The sequence below is a fragment of the Paraburkholderia saeva genome (genome assembly GCF_907164555.1).
Classification (GTDB): Bacteria; Pseudomonadota; Gammaproteobacteria; order Burkholderiales; family Burkholderiaceae; genus Paraburkholderia; species Paraburkholderia saeva.
In genome coordinates, this window is sequence record NZ_CAJQZC010000003.1 from 484475 (window position 1) to 504094 (window position 19620).

At 62.2% G+C, this 19620-nt stretch carries 14 protein-coding genes and 1 pseudogene; 8 read left to right on the forward strand and 7 right to left on the reverse strand.

Features of this window, described 5'->3' with window-relative positions; all coding sequences use genetic code 11:
- Nucleotides 1-160: 160 nt before the first annotated feature.
- The 5 genes from LPA36_RS10345 to LPA36_RS10365 form a co-directional block, all read right to left on the reverse strand.
- Nucleotides 161-1681: a CoA-acylating methylmalonate-semialdehyde dehydrogenase gene (locus LPA36_RS10345; RefSeq protein WP_228876106.1), complete on the reverse strand. Its 1521-nt coding sequence runs from the start codon at nt 1679-1681 to the stop codon at nt 161-163.
- A 65-nt stretch (nt 1682-1746) separates the two neighbouring features.
- A complete protein-coding gene (gene iolB / locus LPA36_RS10350) occupies nt 1747-2568 on the reverse strand; it encodes a 5-deoxy-glucuronate isomerase (RefSeq protein WP_228876107.1) in 822 nt (273 codons plus the stop codon).
- The gene (gene iolE / locus LPA36_RS10355; RefSeq protein WP_228876108.1) at nt 2565-3497 is read right to left on the reverse strand and encodes a myo-inosose-2 dehydratase; all 933 of its coding nucleotides are present in this window, start codon (nt 3495-3497) and stop codon (nt 2565-2567) included. The genes iolB and iolE overlap by 4 nt, the downstream gene beginning before the upstream one ends.
- A gap of 6 nt (nt 3498-3503) precedes the next feature.
- Complete coding sequence (iolD, locus tag LPA36_RS10360; protein WP_228876111.1) at nt 3504-5426, reverse strand: 3D-(3,5/4)-trihydroxycyclohexane-1,2-dione acylhydrolase (decyclizing); 1923 nt, start codon at nt 5424-5426, stop codon at nt 3504-3506.
- Nucleotides 5423-7387 carry a bifunctional 5-dehydro-2-deoxygluconokinase/5-dehydro-2-deoxyphosphogluconate aldolase gene (locus tag LPA36_RS10365; protein ID WP_228876112.1) on the reverse strand — a complete coding sequence of 655 codons (1965 nt, stop codon included), beginning with the start codon at nt 7385-7387 and terminating at the stop codon, nt 5423-5425. The genes iolD and LPA36_RS10365 overlap by 4 nt, the downstream gene beginning before the upstream one ends.
- A gap of 355 nt (nt 7388-7742) precedes the next feature.
- Here LPA36_RS10365 and iolG point away from each other — a divergent pair, with 355 nt between their 5' ends.
- The 8 genes and pseudogenes from iolG (at nt 7743) to LPA36_RS10400 (ending at nt 16377) form a co-directional block, all read left to right on the forward strand.
- The gene (iolG, locus tag LPA36_RS10370) at nt 7743-8732 is read left to right on the forward strand and encodes an inositol 2-dehydrogenase (RefSeq protein ID WP_228876114.1); all 990 of its coding nucleotides are present in this window, start codon (nt 7743-7745) and stop codon (nt 8730-8732) included.
- An 80-nt stretch (nt 8733-8812) separates the two neighbouring features.
- Nucleotides 8813-9856, forward strand: a complete 1044-nt coding sequence (locus tag LPA36_RS10375) for a LacI family DNA-binding transcriptional regulator (protein WP_228876115.1) — start codon at nt 8813-8815, stop codon at nt 9854-9856.
- Nucleotides 9857-10058: 202 nt separating this feature from the next.
- The gene (locus LPA36_RS10380) at nt 10059-11084 is read left to right on the forward strand and encodes an ABC transporter substrate-binding protein (protein WP_228876117.1); all 1026 of its coding nucleotides are present in this window, start codon (nt 10059-10061) and stop codon (nt 11082-11084) included.
- 9 nt (nt 11085-11093) lie between these two features.
- The gene (locus tag LPA36_RS10385; RefSeq protein ID WP_228876118.1) at nt 11094-13274 is read left to right on the forward strand and encodes an ABC transporter permease; all 2181 of its coding nucleotides are present in this window, start codon (nt 11094-11096) and stop codon (nt 13272-13274) included.
- Complete coding sequence (locus tag LPA36_RS10390) at nt 13271-14344, forward strand: ABC transporter ATP-binding protein (protein WP_228876119.1); 1074 nt, start codon at nt 13271-13273, stop codon at nt 14342-14344. The genes LPA36_RS10385 and LPA36_RS10390 overlap by 4 nt, the downstream gene beginning before the upstream one ends.
- Complete coding sequence (locus tag LPA36_RS10395; protein WP_228876121.1) at nt 14341-15219, forward strand: inositol monophosphatase family protein; 879 nt, start codon at nt 14341-14343, stop codon at nt 15217-15219. Before LPA36_RS10390 ends, LPA36_RS10395 begins: the two co-directional genes overlap by 4 nt.
- A 29-nt stretch (nt 15220-15248) precedes the next feature.
- Nucleotides 15249-15392 (forward strand): annotated as a pseudogene (locus LPA36_RS29650) (IS5/IS1182 family transposase); the annotation flags it as partial.
- A gap of 496 nt (nt 15393-15888) precedes the next feature.
- Nucleotides 15889-16377, forward strand: coding sequence for a cache domain-containing protein (locus LPA36_RS10400; protein WP_228876122.1), 489 nt, complete (start codon nt 15889-15891; stop codon nt 16375-16377).
- A 134-nt stretch (nt 16378-16511) separates the two neighbouring features.
- Here the strand turns inward: LPA36_RS10400 and LPA36_RS10405 are convergent, their stop codons facing one another.
- Nucleotides 16512-17555: a hypothetical protein gene (locus LPA36_RS10405; protein ID WP_228876124.1), complete on the reverse strand. Its 1044-nt coding sequence runs from the start codon at nt 17553-17555 to the stop codon at nt 16512-16514.
- A gap of 573 nt (nt 17556-18128) precedes the next feature.
- On the reverse strand, nt 18129-19598 hold the full coding sequence (locus tag LPA36_RS10410) for an NAD-dependent succinate-semialdehyde dehydrogenase (protein ID WP_228876125.1): 1470 nt from the start codon (nt 19596-19598) through the stop codon (nt 18129-18131).
- Between the last annotated feature and the right edge of the window lie 22 nt (nt 19599-19620).

Consider the following 19620-nt stretch of genomic DNA (forward strand, 5'->3'; position numbering starts at 1 on the left):
CGAGTGCAATAATGCAATAATTAATGTGGACTTTCAATCGGCTGAACGTTGAAATCGTGTTGGCATTTACCCGGAGTCGCGGGCTGCCGCACTGGCGCAGATCCGGGCCGCAACGGACCCGGTCTGCGCCAGTGCGGCAGCCCGTATTGCGTGTGCCCGGTCAGCTCGCTACGGGCATGGTGAACTCGGCGCCCCTCGCGATGCTGCCGGGCCAGCGCTGCATGACGCTCTTATAGCGGGTGTAGAAACGGATGCCTTCTTCACCGTATGCATGGTGATCGCCAAACAGCGAGCGCTTCCAGCCGCCGAACGAGTGCCATGCCATCGGCACCGGCAGCGGTACGTTGATGCCGACCATGCCTGCCTTGATGCTGCGCGCGAAGGCTCGGGCAGTTCCGCCGTCGGACGTGTACAGGGCGACGCCATTGGCGAATTCGTGCGCGTTGACCAGGTCGACTGCGCTGGCGAAATCCGGTACGCGCACGATCGCCAGCACCGGACCGAAAATTTCCTCGCGATAAATCGTCATGTCCGGCGTCACGTGATCGAATAGCGTTGCGCCGACAAAGTAGCCGTCCTGCTTGCAGATTGCATGCTGACGGCCATCCACGACGAGCCGCGCACCTTCCTCGATGCCCCGGGCGATGTAGCCGGTGACCTTGTCGCGGTGGGCGGAGGTCACGAGCGGCCCCATCTCGATACCGTCGTCGAGACCGCTGCCCACGCGCAGCGTGCCGATGCGCTTTTGCAGTTCCTCGACCAGCACATCGCTCATCGAGCCCACCGCGACGGCCACCGAGATCGCCATGCAGCGCTCGCCTGCCGAGCCGAATGCCGCACCCATCAGTGCGTCGGCCACTTGAACGGGTGACGCATCCGGCATGGCGATCAAATGATTTTTGGCGCCGCCGAGCGCCTGTACCCGCTTGCCGCGACGCGTGCCTTCCCTATAGATATATTCAGCGACCGGCGTGGATCCCACGAACGACAGGGCCTGCACGTCCGGATGGGCGAGCAGGGCGTCGACCGCGGTCTTGTCGCCGTGCACGACGTTGAACACGCCAGCCGGCAGACCTGCTTCGGCGAACCAGTCGGCGAGCAGTACCGCAGCCGACGGATCCCGCTCTGAAGGTTTGAGTACGAACGTGTTACCGCATGCCAGTGCGATGGGGAACATCCACATCGGCACCATGGCGGGGAAATTGAATGGCGTGATACCGGCAACCACGCCCAGCGGCTGGCGCATCGACCAGTTGTCGATGCCGCCGCCGATCTGGTCGGTGAACTGACCTTTGAGCAGATGTGGCGCGCCGCACGCGAACTCGACCACCTCTATACCGCGCGCAACCTCGCCTAACGCGTCGTCGAAGGTCTTGCCGTGTTCCAGCGTGATGGCGCGAGCCAGTTCGGCGCTTCTGGCTTCGACGATCTGACGGAAGCGGTTGAGAATACGCGCGCGCTTGAGCGGTGGCGTGTCAGACCATGCGGGGAAGGCCGTCTGGGCGGCGGCGACCGCGTGGTCCACCGTGGCCGCATTGGCGAGCGACACGGTGCCGCTCTGCTGGCCGGTCGCCGGGTTGAACAGCGGTGCGCTGCGGGCGCCGTCGCCGGCAACACGGACACCGCCGATGTGATGTGCGAGCGGTTGCGAAGCGGCGCCGTTGGGTAAAGAATCTGACATGAAAATCCTTATCTGATGATCGACAGGCAAATGAAACATGGACCCGTCGCAGCTGCCGCGATGGCTCAGCGCGACGGCGTGCTGACTATCCACTCGTGAGCCGGGTCATTGCGAAAATGCCAGGCCCGGGTTGGGCCGGCCATCACGTTCAGGTAGTACGACTCGTAGCCGTAGGGAACGATGACGGGGTGATAGCCGCGTGGCACGAGCACCACGTCGCGGTCTTCCGCGGACATGGTTTCGTCGAGATCGCGTGCGTCGGTATAGACGCGTTGCACGACGAACCCTTGCGGCGGGTCGATGCGGTGGTAGTAGATTTCCTCAAGCACGCTCTCGGCGGGAATCGTGTCCGCATCATGCTTGTGCGGCGGATAGCTGGAGGAATGTCCGGAGGGCGTGCGCACTTCGACAACCAGCAGACTTTCGGCAGGCTCGCTTTGAGGAAGAATGTCGCGTACGTAGCGGGTATTGGCGGCAACCCCGCGCCGTGTCGACGGAAGATGACCCGGTTCGATCAATCGCACGGGAAGCGTGCCTCGCGCGGGTGCCGTGCAGATAGCCAGTTCGACCGGGCCGTGAGCGGATGCGCGCACAGTCGTGCCGGGCGGCGCGTACAGCGCATGAGGGCCGATGTCGTCGAATGGCGAGTGGCGCGAGAACAGCCGGTCCCATTGCTGCTGAGTATCCGTATGCGTGCCGGCCGCCTGAAGCGTGACGCAGCCGCTCACCACGACCACGCACATTTCCTCGTCGTCGAAGCGCCGCGCGATCGATTCGCCTTCCGCCAGGCGTACCGCCTCGAAGCCGACATGCCGCCAACCGGCGGAGGCGGGCGTCACGCTGGCGATCGTTGCGGCGTCAGGCGATGCCTTGACGAGCAGCTTCATGCCGCCTCCTGGCCAGTCTGGCGGCGTCCGGCTGTGTCGACCAGTGCGCGGAGCGTGCGGTAGCCGCACTGCGCGTATTGGTACGACGGCGCAATGGCCGGGTCCTGTTCGGCTTCCACCACGAGCCAGCCGCGATAACCGTGCCGGGCCAGCGTGCGGATGATGCCCGCGAAATCGACGGAACCGTCGCCTGGCACGGTGAACGCGCCTGCCAATACCGCTTCGAGGAAACTCCAGCCGCGATTGCGCGCCATCTCCAGCACCGCAGGACGCACGTCCTTGCAGTGCACGTGACAGACACGCCCGATATGGCGTTCGAGCACAGCAAGCGGATCGCCGCCCGCAAACGTGATGTGCCCCGTATCGAACAGGAGCCCGACCGCGTCGCTGGTCGATGCCATCAGCTGCTCCACGTCGGCCGGCGACTCGACATACGCGCCCATGTGGTGGTGGTACGCGACACGCACACCTTGCTGCAAGGTAAATTGCGCGAAGGTATCGAGCCGTTGCGCGTAGTCGTCCCATTCGCGCGCACTGCGAAAACGCGGGCGGCGGCTGAGTTCCTGTGCGGCGCCCTGGATGCTGTCGGCGACTTCACCGTACACCATGACCGTCGCGCCATTCGACCGCAACAGTTCCAGATGCTCTCCGACCGCGTCGATTTCCTGCTGGACGGAGCGCTTCGCGAGCTGCCCCGAGTACCAGCCGGACACGAGCGCGAGGCCGTGGGCGCCGAGCGTGTCACGCAGCGCTTGCGGTTCACGGGGGAATTTATTGCCCAGTTCGAAGCCTTCGTAGCCGATCTGGCGGCCTTCAATGAGTGCCGTTTCAAGCGATGTCTCACCGCCGAGCGACGGCAGGTCGTCGTTCATCCACGAAAGCGGGTTGACGCCGATGCGTACGTCGAAGCATGAAGTCTGTTCTGTCATGGCGGTCTATCTCCGTTGCTGTTGTTTGCCGGCGAGGTATGCCTCGTACGCGGCGTGCACCTGCGCACGCGCGGACGTCTGCGGCACCGCGACTTCCCACCACCAGCCGCCTTCGGCAGTCGTGCGAGCGGCGTCGGTATCGATCGAAATCAGGTAGGTTCGCGGGGCGGCGCGGGCGCGCTGCATGGCGGCCTCGAATGCCGCGACGTTGTCGACATGCTCCGCGAGCGCGCCCAGTGCGCGAGCGTGAGCGGCGAAGTCGGTGGCGGGTGCGCCGTGCGGACCTTGCAGGCAGTCGGCCAGCATGTTGTTGAACGGCGCGCCGCCCACCGCTTGTTGAAGCCGGTTGATGCAGCCATAACCGCGGTTATCCAGCACGACGATGATCAGCTTTGCCCCGAGCATCACGGAAGTCGCGATCTCGCTGTTCATCATCAGATAGCTGCCGTCGCCGACCATCACGATGACTTCGCGCTCGGGCCGCGCGAGCTTGACGCCGAGACCTCCGGCAATCTCGTAACCCATGCATGAGAAGCCATATTCGACGTGGTAGCCGCCGCGCGCACCGGCGCGCCAGAGCTTGTGCAATTCCGCGGGCAGCGTGCCTGCCGCACACACTACGATGTCGTGCGCCGGCGAGTCGGCATGCGAACGCTGCACTGCGCCGATCAGATCCGCGTCGTACGGCAGTCGTGCGGCATCCGTGCCGGTGACCGCATGTTGCGCGGTCAGGTTCGACACGATGCTGCGCCAGCGGTCGGCCGCTTGCAGCGCGTCATGGTGCCAGGCGGCTTCGGTTTGCCAGTCGCGCAGCTGCGCCGACAGCGCGTCGAGCGCGGGCGCGGCATCGCTGCACAAGGCGAACGCATCGCACTTGACGGTGTCGAATGCGCTTGCATTGATGGCGAGCACGCGCGCATGGGGGAACAGCGAGTGCGAACCGGTTGTAAAGTCCTGCAGACGCGAGCCGACGGCGATCACCACATCGGCCTGCGTGGCCATCTGGTTGGCGGCGGGCGAGCCTGTCACGCCGATCGCGCCGCAGTTGAGCGGCTCGTCCCAGTTCAATGCGCCTTTGCCGGCCTGTGTTTCGGCAACGGGAATGCGATGGCGTCGCACAAAGGCCGCAAGCGCGTCCGTGGCGTGCCCGTACAGCACGCCGCCCCCCGCGATCAGCAGCGGCCGATGCGCGCCGCGCACCAGTTCGGCTGCGCGTTGCAGTTCAGCCGCGGAGGGCGCCGGCGCGTGGAATATCACGAGGCGCCGGGCGAAGAAGCTCGCGGGATAGTCGTACGCGGCGGCCTGCACGTCTTGCGGCAGCGCGAGCGTGACAGGACCGCATAATGCGGCGTCGGTCAGCACGCGCAGCGCGCGCGGCAAGGTACCGAGCAATTGCGCTGGATGAACGATACGGTCGAAGTAGCGTGACACCGCTCTCAATGCGTCGTTGGCCGTCACGGTGGCATCGTGCGGAACCTCGATCTGCTGGAGAACCGGATCCGGCGCGCGCGAGACGAACGTGTCGCCCGGCAGAAGCAGCACCGGCAAGCGGTTGACATGAGCGAGTGCGGCCGCGGTCACCAGATTGGTCGCGCCGGGGCCGATCGACGTCGTGACGGCCATCATGCGGCGCCGGAAATGGGCTTTTGCGTAGGCGATCGCCGAGTGGGCCATGGCCTGTTCGTTGTGCGCGCGCAAGGTCGGCAATGGCAAATGTGGATCGTCGCGTTGCGCATGCAGGGCCTCGCCCACGCCCGCGACATTGCCGTGGCCGAAGATCGCGAACACACCGCCGAACAGAGGCGCTTCGCTGCCGTCCGGCAACGTGACGAACTGCGCGGCCATCCAGCGCACCAGCGCCTGGGCCATGGTCAAACGAACGGTCGGTTGCATCGCTACTGGCTGCAGGGTGGGAGCGGGCGCGTTCATGCGGCACACCCGGCAACGGCGGCGCGATCCCACGCATCGATCAACGTTTCGAAGCTGGCGCGGACCTCACGAATCAGCCCGGCATCGTCGAGCTGCCCGGCGAGCCAGCGTTGCGACGGCGCCTGGAAAATCGTCCGGCCGACCATGAAGCCGGCACAGCGGTGCGAGTGGCGTGCTTGTGCGAAGCCGTCGATCAACTGTTCGAGCGGCGCATTCAGACCGAGCATCACCGTACCGCGGCACCAGGGGTCGCGTTCGTCGATCAGCGCGTCGATCGCCTGCCACTGTGCCGCGCTCATCTGCTCCAGCTTCCACCATTCGGGTTTGATGCCGAGGTTGTAGAGACGTTTGAGCGCACGATAGACGGTATCGGGGCCGCAGGGCAGCCGTTTCGACGGGATCACTTCGAGCAGCAGTTCATGTCCGCTCGCTCTCGCTGCTGCGTAGAGCGCGAGTACCTGGGATTCCTGCTCGATCCGCTCGTCGACTGCCGCGTCGGGATGATATTGCACGAGACATTTGATCGTGTGTTCGGCCGGCCAGCTGACGAGCGCCGAGCCAATCGAGCGGCCGGGTTCGAACACGAGCGGCGATGAACCCGGCAACTCTACAGGCCGGCCGATCCACCAGCCGCGACCGGTCGCCGCGTTCAACGCCTGCGTGCCGTAGCGGCCGTCGATCAGCACGCCGATTTTGCCTGCCAGACGTCTCCCCGACTCCGTCTGCGCGACCGCCTCGACGAACAACTGCTTGAGCAGGGGAATCCGCTCTTCCGACGTACCGGCTTCGCGCGCAAGTTCGAGAAATTGCGGGCGATGATCGAAGGCAAACACGTACAGTTCGTCGCGCTTCGCGCGCGGAACGCTGACGCGATGCAGATGCGCCAGTTCGGCATCGAGATCGGGCCGCAACGGCGCGGTTTGGGGCCGCTCGCTGACGGTCAGGAAATGCTGTAGTTCAGCTTCGGTCGGCATCGCCGGGGCGCAGCCGTGCCGCGACACGACGAGCGCGCCGCTGGCGTTGGCGACGCGCGCGCATTCCGCCCAGTTCGCGCCTCGCAACCAGCGCGACAGAAAGCCGGACGCGAAGGCGTCGCCAGCACCCAGTACGTTCAGCACTTCGACGCGCGGCCCCGCGAAAGTGGGCGCGTCGTCGAGACTTGCCGGGATGGCGCCTTCTATTACGGTGCAGCCGAGCGGTCCACGCTTGACGACCAGCGCGGCCTTGCTCACGGCGCGGACCGCGCGCAATGCCGTCAGCAGATCGTCCGCGCCGCCGGCAATGCGGAATTCTTCTTCTGTTCCGATCACCAGATCGAATTGCGGCAGGATCCGCAGCAGATGATCCGTGACCTGGGCACTCGCGACATAACGGACCTCGCCGTCGGCTCGCGAGGTCAATCCCCACAGCACGGGACGGTAGTCGATATCGAGCACGGTTCGCACGCGATGGCGCCGCGCATGAGTCAAGGCGAGGTGGCTGGCGGCAGCGACGCGCGGCGTGGAAAAGTGCGTGCCGGTAATCAGCAGGGCCTTCGACGAGGCGATGAACCACTCGTCGACATCTTCTTCGCTGAGCATCATGTCCGCACAGTTCTCGCGATAGAACAGCAGCGGAAACGTGTCCCGGTCCTTGACGCCGAGAATCACGAGACCCGTGAGGTGATCGGCATCACGCCTGATGTGACGCGTATCGCTGCCCTCGCGTTCCAGCGCCTCGATCAGGAAGCGCCCCATGTGGTCGTCGCCCACGCGCGCGAGCATTGCCGAGCGCAGGCCTAGCCGCGCGGTGCCGAATGCAATGTTGCCGGACGAGCCGCCCAGATAGCGCGCGAAGCTGGTGGCGTCCTCAAGACGGGAGCCGATCTGCTGGGCGTAAAGATCGACAGCGAGCCGGCCAATGCAGATCACGTCCAGCGGGCGTTCGTGCAAGGCGCTTGCGGTGAAAGGTGTGGTTGTCATGTCGGGATCACTAAAAAACGCATCGAGGTGCGGGCGCGGCGGGCGACGTTGCCGGGAGCGCACGATCGCGGCCCGCTGGCGAGTGGCTCGCCGGGGCACTGTTCAATCACACGAGCCCGTTGCATGGGCTGCCAGTGAGCGCCGTGTCTCCTGAAAAAGGGTGCTGCCGCGGTGTGCGGCACCCGTCGCATGCCGACCGGTTCATGGACCGCGGTCTTGCCAACGAAGAATATTGCACTCGTGTGCAAAATGCAATAGGATTTCGCCAGTTTCGTTTCGGCGGAGGTGCGGTGGTGTGATCCGCCACACGCGCGCCGGCGATTTTCAGCATGAAGGTTATTCGACGGAGGAGACGATGATTGATGCAGCAGTGATCGGAGCAGGACGGATCGGCAAGATTCACGCGGCCAATGTGGCGGGGGAAGACGGCATTCGCCTGAAATACGTGGCCGACGTGCATGAACCGGGTGCGCGCGCGCTGGCTGAGGCTCACGGCGCGCAGGTCGCGGACGTGGAAGGCATACTCGGCGACCCCGCAATCCAGGCCATAGTGATTGCCTCGAGCACGGACACCCATGCGCCGCTGATCGAACAGGCGGCGCGAGCGGGCAAGCACATCTTCTGCGAAAAGCCAGTGGATCTCGACCTCGTGCGGGCTCGTGCATGCGCGGATACTGTCACGAGCGCCGGGGTGACCTGCATGATCGGTTTTCAGCGCCGCTTTGATCCGACCTTCGCGGGATTGCAGGCGCGCCTCGCGGCTGGCGAGATTGGCACTCCGGAAATGCTGGTCGTGACGAGCCGCGACCCGGGCGCACCGCCGCTGGACTACCTCAGGCGATCCGGTGGCATTTTCCGCGACATGCTGATTCACGATTTCGACATCTGCCGATGGATTCTTGGCGACGAAGCCCATAGCGTGTATGCCACCGGGAGTTGTCTGTCCGATCCGTCGATCGCGGATGCCGGCGACATCGACAGTACGGCGGTGACGATCCGCACGCGCGAAGGCCGGCTATGCGTCATCAATACCGCGCGTCGCGCGGCCTACGGTTACGACCAGCGCTTCGAAGTCCTCGGTTCGCGCGGCATGCTCCAGGCGGGCAACGTGCGGCCGACGGAAGTCACGGCGTTTTCTGCCCACACCGTGTCGACCGACTTGCCCGAAGCGTTTTTCCTCGAACGCTATCGGGACGCTTATGCCGCGGAAATCGCGCATTTCGTCGCGGCGCTCGTGAACGGCACGCCGGTGCGCACCACGATCGACGACGGACTGAAGGCACTCGAACTTGCCGACGCCGCCTCCCGTTCCTTTGTCAGCGGAGCGCCGGTCACGCTCGAATAGTGAACACGTGTGCGATTCCCGCACCTTTGATAAGCTACTGGCTTCACGAGGGCAGTTAATGCGAAGGGCGCGGGATGCACATGAACGACAGAGAGAAAGACAAGGACAAGAGCTGGGCCACCGCGGAAGACGTAGCGAAACTCGCGGGCGTATCGCGTTCGGCAGTTTCGCGAGCGTTTACCCCAGGCGCCAGTATCTCCGGCAAGACCAAAAAGCTCGTAATGCAGGCTGCGGAGAAGCTCGGCTACCAGGTCGACATCAATGCCCGTAATATGATTCAAGGGCGCAGCAGCTTTGTGGGCGTGGTGACGTCCGGTCTTGCCAATCCATTCCGGGTCAAATTGCTTGCCCCACTCGCCCATTACCTCGGCGAACATGGCTTCCTGCCGATTCTGATGAACGCCGACGACGCCGATCAGATCGCACACTCGCTGCAAATACTGCTGAGTTACCGCATCGCCGGCGTCATCATGACGTCCGGCGCGCCGCCGCTCGCGTTGGCGCACGAGTATGTGAGCCGGCGCATTCCGGTTGCAATGGTCAACCGCGCCGCCGAACTCGAAGGGGCGGACGTGGTCAACAGCGACAACGACGCGGGCGGCCGCATGGCGGCCCAGCGGCTGATCCAGGCCGGGGCTACACGGTTCGCGTTCGTCGGACCGCACATTTCGAATTTCAGTGGCAAGGCCCGCTGCGATGCTTTTGTCGACGCGCTCAAAGGGCTGCCGCGCCGTCGCGGCGACGTCGAACTGTGCAACACATCCACCGATAGCTACGAAAGCGGACAGCAGGCCGGCAATACGCTCCTGAACCGCTCACGCGGCATTCCGGATGGTGTGTTCTGCGCCACCGACATGATCGCACTTGGCTTTATCGACGCAGTGCGGCACCGCTTTGGCAAACGTGTGCCCGACGACATCCGGGTGGTTGGCTTCGACGATATCCAGCACGCCGGGCTCGATAGCTACCGCCTCTCCACGGTTGCACAGAACGTGCAGGAACTGGCCCGTCACACGGTGCAGGTCCTCGTCGAGCGTATGAACGATTTCGACACGCCGGCGCAAGTCCGCGTGGTGCCGGTTTCATTTGTCGAGCGCGACACGGCCGGTCCGGTATCCGGGTAAATCCCTGGCAAGGTATTCACTTCTTTTGCGCGGTCACAGTTGAACACGTCGCGGCTTGATGCTAAATTGCACTCGTGTGCAAATAGATCGGTTGAGATTCCGGGACTTCGGCCGGATCATCGTTCGTACCGCTCCGATGATTGGGTTAGGGACGTCCCATGAACGTGGCGCACCGAGTTGATAAATAACTGGAGACAAACGCATGAAACGTTTTTTGCGCCATTCGGTCGCTATCGTTCTCGGGTTGGGTGTGATGTCCGCGGCGCATGCCGCGGGCAAGCTGAACGTTTTGTGTTCGGCCGACCTGGAGTGGTGTCAGCTGATGAAGGCCCGCTTCGAGAAGGAGAGCGGGATACAGGTTTCGATGATTCGCAAGAGTGCGGGCGAAAGCTTCGCGCAGATTCAGGCGCAGGCGAAGAATCCGCAGGTCGACGTGTGGTGGGCGGGTTCGGGCGATGCGCATTTGCAAGCCGCGTTCGAAAACCTGACGCAGTCTTACCAGTCGCCGCTGCAATCGCAATTACAGCCTTGGGCGCGGGTTTTCGCCACGGTCGCGCAGAACCGGTCGGTTGGTATTTATCAAGGCGTGCTGGGCATCGGCTATAACGAAAACGAACTAAAGCAGCGCAATCTGCCCGCTCCGAAGTGCTGGAAGGATTTGCTCAATCCGGCCTACAAGGGCGAGATCCAGATTGCCAATCCTAATTCGTCTGGCACTTCGTACGTTGCGCTGGCCACGCTGGTCCAGTTATTCGGCGAAGACAAGGCCTTTGCCTACATGCGCTCGCTCAACGCCAATATCAGTCAGTACACGGATACCGGTGTCGCTCCAGGCGAAGCGGCTTCGCGAGGCGAGTCGACAGTGGCGATCGAATTCATGCATGACCTGATCAAGCAGAAGGTGGCAGGCTTTCCGATTGCAGTGGTCCCTGCCTGCGAGGGAACGGGCTATGAGATCGGCGGCATGAGCATCGTTGCCGGCGCGAAGAATCTGGACGAAGCAAAGCGCTTCTACGACTTCGCTCTGCGTGCGGATACACAGACGGCGGCGGTGGATGCCAAGGCCTATCAGATTCCGTCGAACGCTCAAGCCACGGTTCCGCCGCAAGCTCCGAACGTCGCCTCGATCAAGCTGGTCAACTACGACTTCGCGAAATATGGTTCGCCGCAGACGCGCAAGCATCTGTTGCAGCGCTGGACGTCGGAAATCTACTCTCACGGCAACTGAAGCACTCAGATGAAAAAGACCTTGTCGATTTGGCTGGCCCTCGGTGCGATCGCTCTCATCGGGTTGCCGTGGTATCAGCAGGATAGCGGCGTGTTCGCGCTACATTGGCTGTCGCCGCGTTTGTTCGCCACGAAAGCGGCCGCTCCGGCACTGCTGCAAGCCTGGTACTTTGGGATCGCGCCATTGTGGGTCCTGTTCGGACTGCTGGCGCTTGCGGCGCTCGGGGTGGGGCTGATCGCATCCCGGCGTCGGCTTGGCACGCTCTGGATTGCCGCCGGCGCGGCAGGCCTTGCCACGATCGTGTGGCTGGCGTGGGGGATCCCCGCGCAGACAGGAACACCGACCGGCCTTGGCGCGGGAGCGCTGCTGGCGACCACCGTGTTCATCGTGATCACGACAAGCGGAGCGGCGCTCCTCGGCGCATGCCGTGGCGACCTGTTCGTCACAGCCGCAATCGGCATTGTCGCTGCATTGATCGGCATGTTCGTCTTCTGGCCGGTCGGCAGCATCCTGCTCGACGCGTTTGGCGATAGCGACGGCCACTTCGCACTTGCCGCCGTACTGCCGCGCGTCGCGTCCCGGAGTGTGTGGGGGCTGGCATGCCTCGCGGGAGGACGGACCTGCGGCGTCGCGTGGAACACGCTGGCGCTGGCGCTGGCGAGCGCAACTGGATCGACCCTGCTCGGCATTGTGTTCGCACTGCTGGTGACGCGGACGTCGGCTCGCTGGGTGAAGATGCTTCGCAGTCTGAGCGTGCTGCCGATCATCACCCCGCCGTTCGTGCTGGGTCTCGCGCTGATCCTGCTGCTCGGCCGCAATGGTATTCTGACTATGTTGATCGCCGACGTGTTCGGTGTGATGCCGGGCCGCTGGCTCTACGGCCTGCCCGGCGTGTGGCTGTCGCAATTGCTGGCGTTCACGCCCATCGCTTTCATGACGCTGATCGGTGTGGTGGAAGGCGTCGGGCCGTCGCTCGAAGAGGCTTCGCAGACCCTCGGGGCGTCGCGTTGGCAGACATTTGCAACGGTGTCACTGCCGCTCATGCGGCCTGGCCTGGCCAACGCCTTTCTTCTGTGCTTCATCGAAAGTATGGCGGACTTCGGCAATCCGATCGTGCTGGGCGGAAACTTCCATGTGCTGTCCACCGAAATCTACTTCTCTGTGGTCGGTGCCCAGAATGATCCGGGGCGCGCCGCAGGACTCGGCCTCGTGTTGCTGGCTTTCGCGTTGGGCGCGTTCATGCTGCAAAACCTCTGGCTCGGCCGCAAGTCTTACGTCACGGTTTCCGGTAAGGCTGACAGCGGCGCTCACGCACCGCTCGATCACCGGCTTCAGATCGGGCTGTGGTGTGTCGCGGTACCCTGGTATGCGTTCACACTTGTCGTCTACGGAATGATGTTGCTCGGCGGTTTCGTCAAGATATGGGGTGTCGATAACAGTTTGACGCTGGCCCATTATCTCGATGCATTCGGTGTGTCCAGCGATGCTACCGGGCTGCACTGGCACGGTCAGGCCTGGCCATCGTTCTTCACGACGCTGACAATCGCGGCGATCGCCACGCCGCTGACTTCCCTCGTGGGAATGCTCGCCGCGTGGCTGCTGATTCGCCAGCGCTTTGCCGGCAAGCGCCTGTTCGAATTCGGCACGCTGCTCAGTTTTGCCATTCCTGGCACGGTGATCGGCATCGCCTATCTGCTGACCTTCAACTCGGGACCAGTCGAACTCACAGGCACCGCCGCGATCCTCGTGTTGTGCTTCGTGTTCCGCAATATGCCGATGGGATTGCGCAGTGGCATCGCCGCGATGAGACAACTCGATGCGAGTCTGGACGAAGCCTCCATCATGTTGCGTGCAAGCAGTTTCACGACCATTCGCCGCGTGATCCTGCCGTTGTTGCGGCCGGCGTTGGCTTCAGCCCTGGTGTACAGCTTCGTGCGTTCCATCACCTCGGTGAGCGCGGTGATCTTCCTCGTCAGCGCCAATTACGACATGGCAACGTCCTACATCATCGGCCTCGTGTCGAATGGCAACTATGGCACGGCGATCGCATATGCAAGTGTTCTCGTTGTCGTGATGCTCATGATGATTCTGCTGACTCAGCGATTTGTCGGCACTCGCCGGTTGCGCGCCCACACCCGCGTCCAGGTTGCTGGCAAGCGGCGCGCGGCATTGAAGGAGAAAACAATATGAAAGACCTGAAACAACGTGGTTCGCTCGCCTTCGAGCGTGTGACCAAGCGATACGGCAAAAGCGTCGCGGTCGACGATATAAGCTTCAGCATCGAACCCAAAACCCTCGTGACCCTGCTTGGGCCCAGCGGCTGCGGGAAGACGACCACGTTGCGCATGATAGCCGGGCTGGAGCGCGTGGATGAGGGCCGCATCCGGATCGGCGGCCGCGATGTGACGGAACTTTCCGCTGCCGAGCGCGATGTCAGCATGGTGTTCCAGTCGTACGCGCTGTTTCCGCATATGAGTGTTGCGGAAAACGTCGCGTACGGCTTGACCGTGGCGCGGCAGCCGAAAATGCAGGCTCGCGAGCGCGCGCTCGATGCACTGACGCTCGTCGGTCTCGCTGATCTCTCCGAGCGCTCGCCAAGCGAGCTCTCTGGAGGCCAGCAGCAGCGGGTAGCGGTAGCGCGCGCACTGGTGCTTGAACCGGAAGTGCTGTTGCTCGACGAACCGCTCTCCAATCTCGATGCCAGGATGCGCACGCGTGTGCGAGACGAAATTCGCGATCTGCAGTTGAAGCTGGGCTTGACCGCGGTCTACGTGACGCACGATCAGGAGGAAGCGCTGGCCATCTCCGATCAGATCGTCGTAATGAACCGCAAGAAGATTGCTCAGCAAGGCTCGCCGCGCGAAATCTTCGAGGCGCCGGCCGACGAGTTCGTTGCGGACTTCATAGGCAACGCCAATCTGGTCGACGGAGAAATTCGCAGCACCGACGGCAAGATTGCGAACTGTCTGATCAGCGGTGCCGCGGTCGATCTACCGTACTCCGGCAAGCGAACCGGTGCGGTCAGGATTGCGTTACGGCCGGAGGCAATCGGCTTGCAGGTGGCCGATCGCGACACGTCTCTGATCGGCGAAGTCAGCCGGGCAACTTATCTTGGCAGGGAAATGCAGTACACCATTCAGTCAGAACTTGGGGAGCTTTTTGTCGTGTGTCATCGTCTGGATCAGATATTTCCCCGTGGCGCGCAGGTTGGATTGCAACTGAAGGCGCACGGCGCTGCAATTGTCGGAGCGCGTGCATGACAGTCATTCAATCTCCGATGCAGGTTGCGATCGACCTCGAATCACGTTATGTCCTTGCGCGCACCGTAGCCAAAGAAGTGGGCTTGCGCGCGTTGCAGATGTTCCGCAATCGCGCCGCGCTCGAAGTGGAGCACAAGGGCTTGCAGGACGTCGTCAGCGTCGCCGACCGGGAAGTGGAAGGCATGGTGCGGAAGTATGTCAACGAGGCGTTTCCCAACGATGCCTTTCTCGGCGAGGAAAGCGCGGGGGATATACAGGAGGCGTTGCAGCATGAGCGAGTGATCTGGGTCGTCGACCCCATCGACGGGACGAGTTGCTTTGTGAACGGCATGCACGCGTGGTGCGTGTCGATCGGCATTCTGATCGACGGAGAGCCGGCTATTGGCGTGGTCTACGACCCGAACAGCGGTGAGCTTTTTCATGCTGCGCGCGGCCGGGGCACCTTCGTCGACGAGACGCCGGTGAGCGCAAGCGCGGCGAGCTCCGTTCGTGAGGGGGTACTTGGTGTGGGATTTTCTCATCGCGTGAAACCGGATGCCTTTATTCCGTTTCTCGATCGTCTGCTGGCAGAAGGGGGAATGTTTATCCGCAATGGCTCGGGTGCGCTGATGATTGCTTACGTCGCGGCCGGGCGCCTGATCGGTTACTACGAGCCGCACATCAACTCGTGGGACTGCCTTGCGGGAATCGTGCTGGTGCGGGAGGCGGGTGGCGCCGTAAATGATTTTCTCTCGGATCAGGGCTTGTTGCGAGGCAATCCGATTATCGTAGCGGGGAAGCGCTTGTATTCCAGGCTCGTCGACATCATTTGTCCTGAACCGCCGGCTGACGAGGAAAACAGTTTGACCGAAAAAAAATTCAGGCCGGACAGTTAGTCAGGGTGTGTCAATAAACTCATGCCATTATGGGATCCACGCACTTCCTGACCCGAACGCTCGGATCGGCAAGCACTGAAAGGAGTGTTCGCGTTTTGGTCTCCAACCTGAAGCGCATGATGAAGATACCTGGAATTGCGGGGACAATAAAGGCAATGAACATGGCAGGAACCAGGAAGGGCTTTTTAAGCTCGAAGCATTACGTTAGCGCGGCCCGGAATTACCAGACTTGATTGGCAGGGCTGGTAATCTGGGCTTTACAAAAAGAAAGCCGTTTCCACACAGCGGTCGATTTCCGTCATTCGCGCCCATCCCCTGCCGGCTCGACATTTTGAAGCAGCCGTTCATTCGAAGGCGCCCACGCTATGCGGGAAAACGAGCCTGACCTGGCTGCGCTTCGCATACTACTCTTCCTGAATGCGGAGCGCTGCACTCCCGCGAGCGGCTCTTGTGCGGTGTTCGCCGAGCCTCTGACGAAGCGCGGCTGGGTCCGCCCAGATCGTCATTCGATTCGGCCGGGCAACCTGTTGAAAAGCCGCCCACATCTGGAAACCGGGGTAGACACGTTGTCACGCACAGAGTCTATCCAGACCCCGCGCGACCATTTCAGGCTGGAAAGAGCGATCGATTTACGGAACAGTGCCGCATTCAGCGGCTGGAAATATCGCCATGAACGGGAAAGCTCTCTTTACCAACATCTTGTTGCTGGGCGGATTGTTCTGCTCCGCGTCTTCCGCATTTTCTCAGTCATCTCCCCCGACGTCCGAAGTGGCAAAGCAGACTGAAGCGCTGGTCGACAAAGCTGCGGCATTGATCGACAGTAAAGGCCAGGAAGCGTTTTCCGCGTTCAGAGTGAAAGGCAGCGAGTGGTTCCACGGGGACACCTATCTGTTCGTTTACGATCTGAAGGCAAATGTCTTGTTGAATCCGGCCTTCCCAGCCCGTGAAGGGACCAACGTTAGCGGCCAGAAAGACACTAACGGCAAGCTGCTGCACGACGTCATGATCCAGACGGCTGAAACGAAGGGATCGGGTTGGGTCGATTACATGTTTCTGAGACCCGGACAGACTGAGCCCTCGCATAAATGGACCTATGTGAAAGCAGTAAAGATAAACGGAACGCCGGGTCTCGTGGGTTCGGGCTTCTATTCGGAGTAGAGTCAGACAGGTCGCCCGATCTTCTCGCACCCCTGTCGTTGAACACTTCCAGGATCAAGCCCTGGCTGTCATCCGTCGACAGTACGCCCGTTGGATCTTTAGCGCGTGCTGGCTTTGCGATGAAACGTAGTCGATCAAAAACTAAGCGCGAGACCCAGCGATGCACCTGTAACGTCCTTGCCGAACGCGTATCGCGCAACGATGCGAAGCCGGGAGAAGAGCTTCGTTACTGCGCCAGTGTCGATTTCAAGGCCCGCGCCAAGCGAGGTCAACTGATTGAAGCCGAGGATGTCCGCCTGACTCCCAAGATATGTCGAATGAGAGAGTTCGAGAACATAACGCAGTGGCCTGTGCAACAACAGCAAACCCGTCGGCGCGCGCCAGCGAGCATACAGGTTCGTAGACTGCGCGTTGGCGGATCCTCGCACAGCGCCCGACGATCCGAAGCTCTGGAGATAGATGTCCGTAAAACGTAGTTCAACATCGATTTCGTAAGGCTCCTGACGGGGGTACCAGCCCAGCATTAGCGACCCGCCGAGCCCATATACATTGAGTGATCCGTTCTTGATGAAATTAATGTTGCTGTCTGTCCGGCGATTGACCAGAAACTGTGCCGCGGTCGCGTCGCTCAAGACCTCCCCCAGCGAAAAGTTAAAGATCGGCCGGATGACCAGATTCTTGCTCGCGTTAAGGGGAAAGTCCCAGCCGATGCCGCCGGTCGCCGCTACGTTCGTCCACCGGGTAGGTAACGCACGTTGCTCCTGTCCATCCGACACGAGAAACGTGGGATCGTAGCGCGATCCGCCCAGTGCGCCCTCCAGATAGAGCGGGAAGTTCGGGCTCAGGGTAAAGCCCCCGCCAAACTGCGTCATGTTCAATGACGGATTGGCGGTCGCGCTATTGCGGATGCCAAGCGTACTGGCGGAAAGATCCGGCGTGACGGTGAAGGACAGCAGGGCGACCACCGCGTCAGCGCGTCGTTGCACATTCGGACCGGTAATGACGGGTGCAGACGCATCCCCCGGCGCTGCAGTCGCATCAGGTATCAGCCATGGTCCACTTGCCGCCAGAAAGGCACTTGCGACGAGGGTCGTCAGCGAGCGCCGGAATGAAAGCTTTCTGTATGTTCTGCCCGGGCGACGGCTGCTTCGGAAGTCGATTTCCGGTGAGGTTGGCATGGTCGTCTACTCGTTTAGACGTTCACAGGCAGTATCCACAAGTCATTACTTCGATCGAACCGGCAAGGCATCCAACTGGCCCTTCAATCCCGCACAGGCCGAAAGCAGCGCGACAAGCCAAACCACGAGGGTGGCGCGAAACGTCGTCAACGTTGCATCCCGAATTGGGCCGGCAACGTCAGGGCATCGTCGTGTTCATCCGATGTTTTACAGTGTGTGGGGGAAAGAGACAACCCATGGTGACAGCGAATAGTCAAAACCCGCTTTTCCGAACCGGGCCGTCCATGGACGCCGGCAGCGACTGTTTCGCCAGCGCCTTCAACGAAAACGTGGTGGGACGCCAGCCGTTCGATAACGGCAACCATTAGGCCGATGGCCCTTCCGTCCAGGTTGGATGAATGCCGCGACCACACTGGTCAAGTTATAAGTAAAGGATAGCTAAGTAAAGAGGAGGAGTGCGCGCACGAACTGATCGGCTGGAAAGGAATGTTTCGCCGAAGCTACGCGCAACAGGATGTCCTCTGGCGTAGCTTCTGGCGTAAGTCCAACAATGGATTCTGTACAGCTAAAGGCTCAGATCCCGCCGATGCACATGTACTTGATCACGACGTAATCGTCGATGCCGTAGTGCGAGCCTTCACGCCCCAGCCCCGATTGCTTGACGCCGCCAAACGGCGCAACTTCGTTCGAAATCAGGCCGGTATTGATGCCGACCATGCCGTATTCGAGCGCTTCGGCCACGCGCCACACACGGCCGATATCGCGGCTGAAGAAGTACGCGGCCAGACCGAATTCGGTATCGTTCGCGAGGCGGATCACTTCTTCGTCGGATGAGAAACGGAGGAGCGGCGCGAGCGGCCCGAACGTTTCGTCGCGCGCGACCTTCATGGCGGGCGTGACGTCCGCGAGAACCGTCGGCTCGAAAAAGCCGTGGCCCAACGCATGACGCTTGCCGCCCGTCACCACGCGCGCGCCTTTGGCGAGCGCGTCTTCGATATGCGATTCGACCTTGAGCACGGCCGCCTCGTTGATGAGCGGCCCCTGCGTGACGCCAGCATCGGTGCCGAAGCCCACCTTCAGGTCCGCGACCGCATCGCGCAGCTTCGCGGCGAACGCGTCGTAGACGCGATCATGCACATAGAAGCGGTTCGTGCACACACACGTCTGCCCGCTGTTGCGATACTTCGATGCAATCGCACCCGCAACCGCGGCGTCGAGATCGGCGTCTTCGAACACGATGAACGGCGCGTTGCCACCGAGTTCGAGCGAGACCTTCTTGACCGTCGGCGCACATTGCGCCATCAACAGACGCCCGACGGCGGTCGAACCCGTGAACGACAGCTTGCGCACGATCGGGTTGCCGGTCATTTCGGCGCCGATAGTCTTCGGGTCGCCCGTCAGCACGTTGAAAATGCCAGCCGGCACGCCCGCACGTTCTGCCAGCACGGCGAGCGCGAACGCGGAAAGCGGGGTGGCCTCGGCCGGCTTCACGATGATCGGGCAACCGGCGGCGAGCGCCGGGCCGACCTTGCGCGTGATCATCGCCGCGGGGAAATTCCACGGTGTGATTGCCGCGCAGACGCCGATCGGCTCCTTCGTCACGACAATGCGTTTGTCCGATGCCGGGGTCGGAATCGTGTCGCCGTTGACGCGCTTCGCCTCTTCGCCGAACCATTCGAGAAACGACGCCGCATACGTGATCTCGCCTTTTGCTTCGGCGAGCGGCTTGCCCTGCTCGGTGGTGAGAATCAGCGCGAGGTCGTCGGCGTTCGCGATCATCAGTTCGTACCACGCACGCAGAATCGCGGCGCGTTCCTTGCCGGTTTTCGCGCGCCATGCGGGCCACGCGGCGTTCGCCGCCTCGATCGCGCGACGTGTTTCCTGCGTGCCCATGCGCGGTACTTTCGCGATGCGCTCGCCCGTCGCCGGATTGACGACGTCGAACGTCGAATCGTCGTCGGCCTGTTGCCATCTGCCTGCAATGAACGCGTCCGTGCGCAGCAGCGTCGGGTCCTTCAGGTTTTCAAATGCCTTGATCGTCATGTGTCTTTCCCGAACCAGTCTG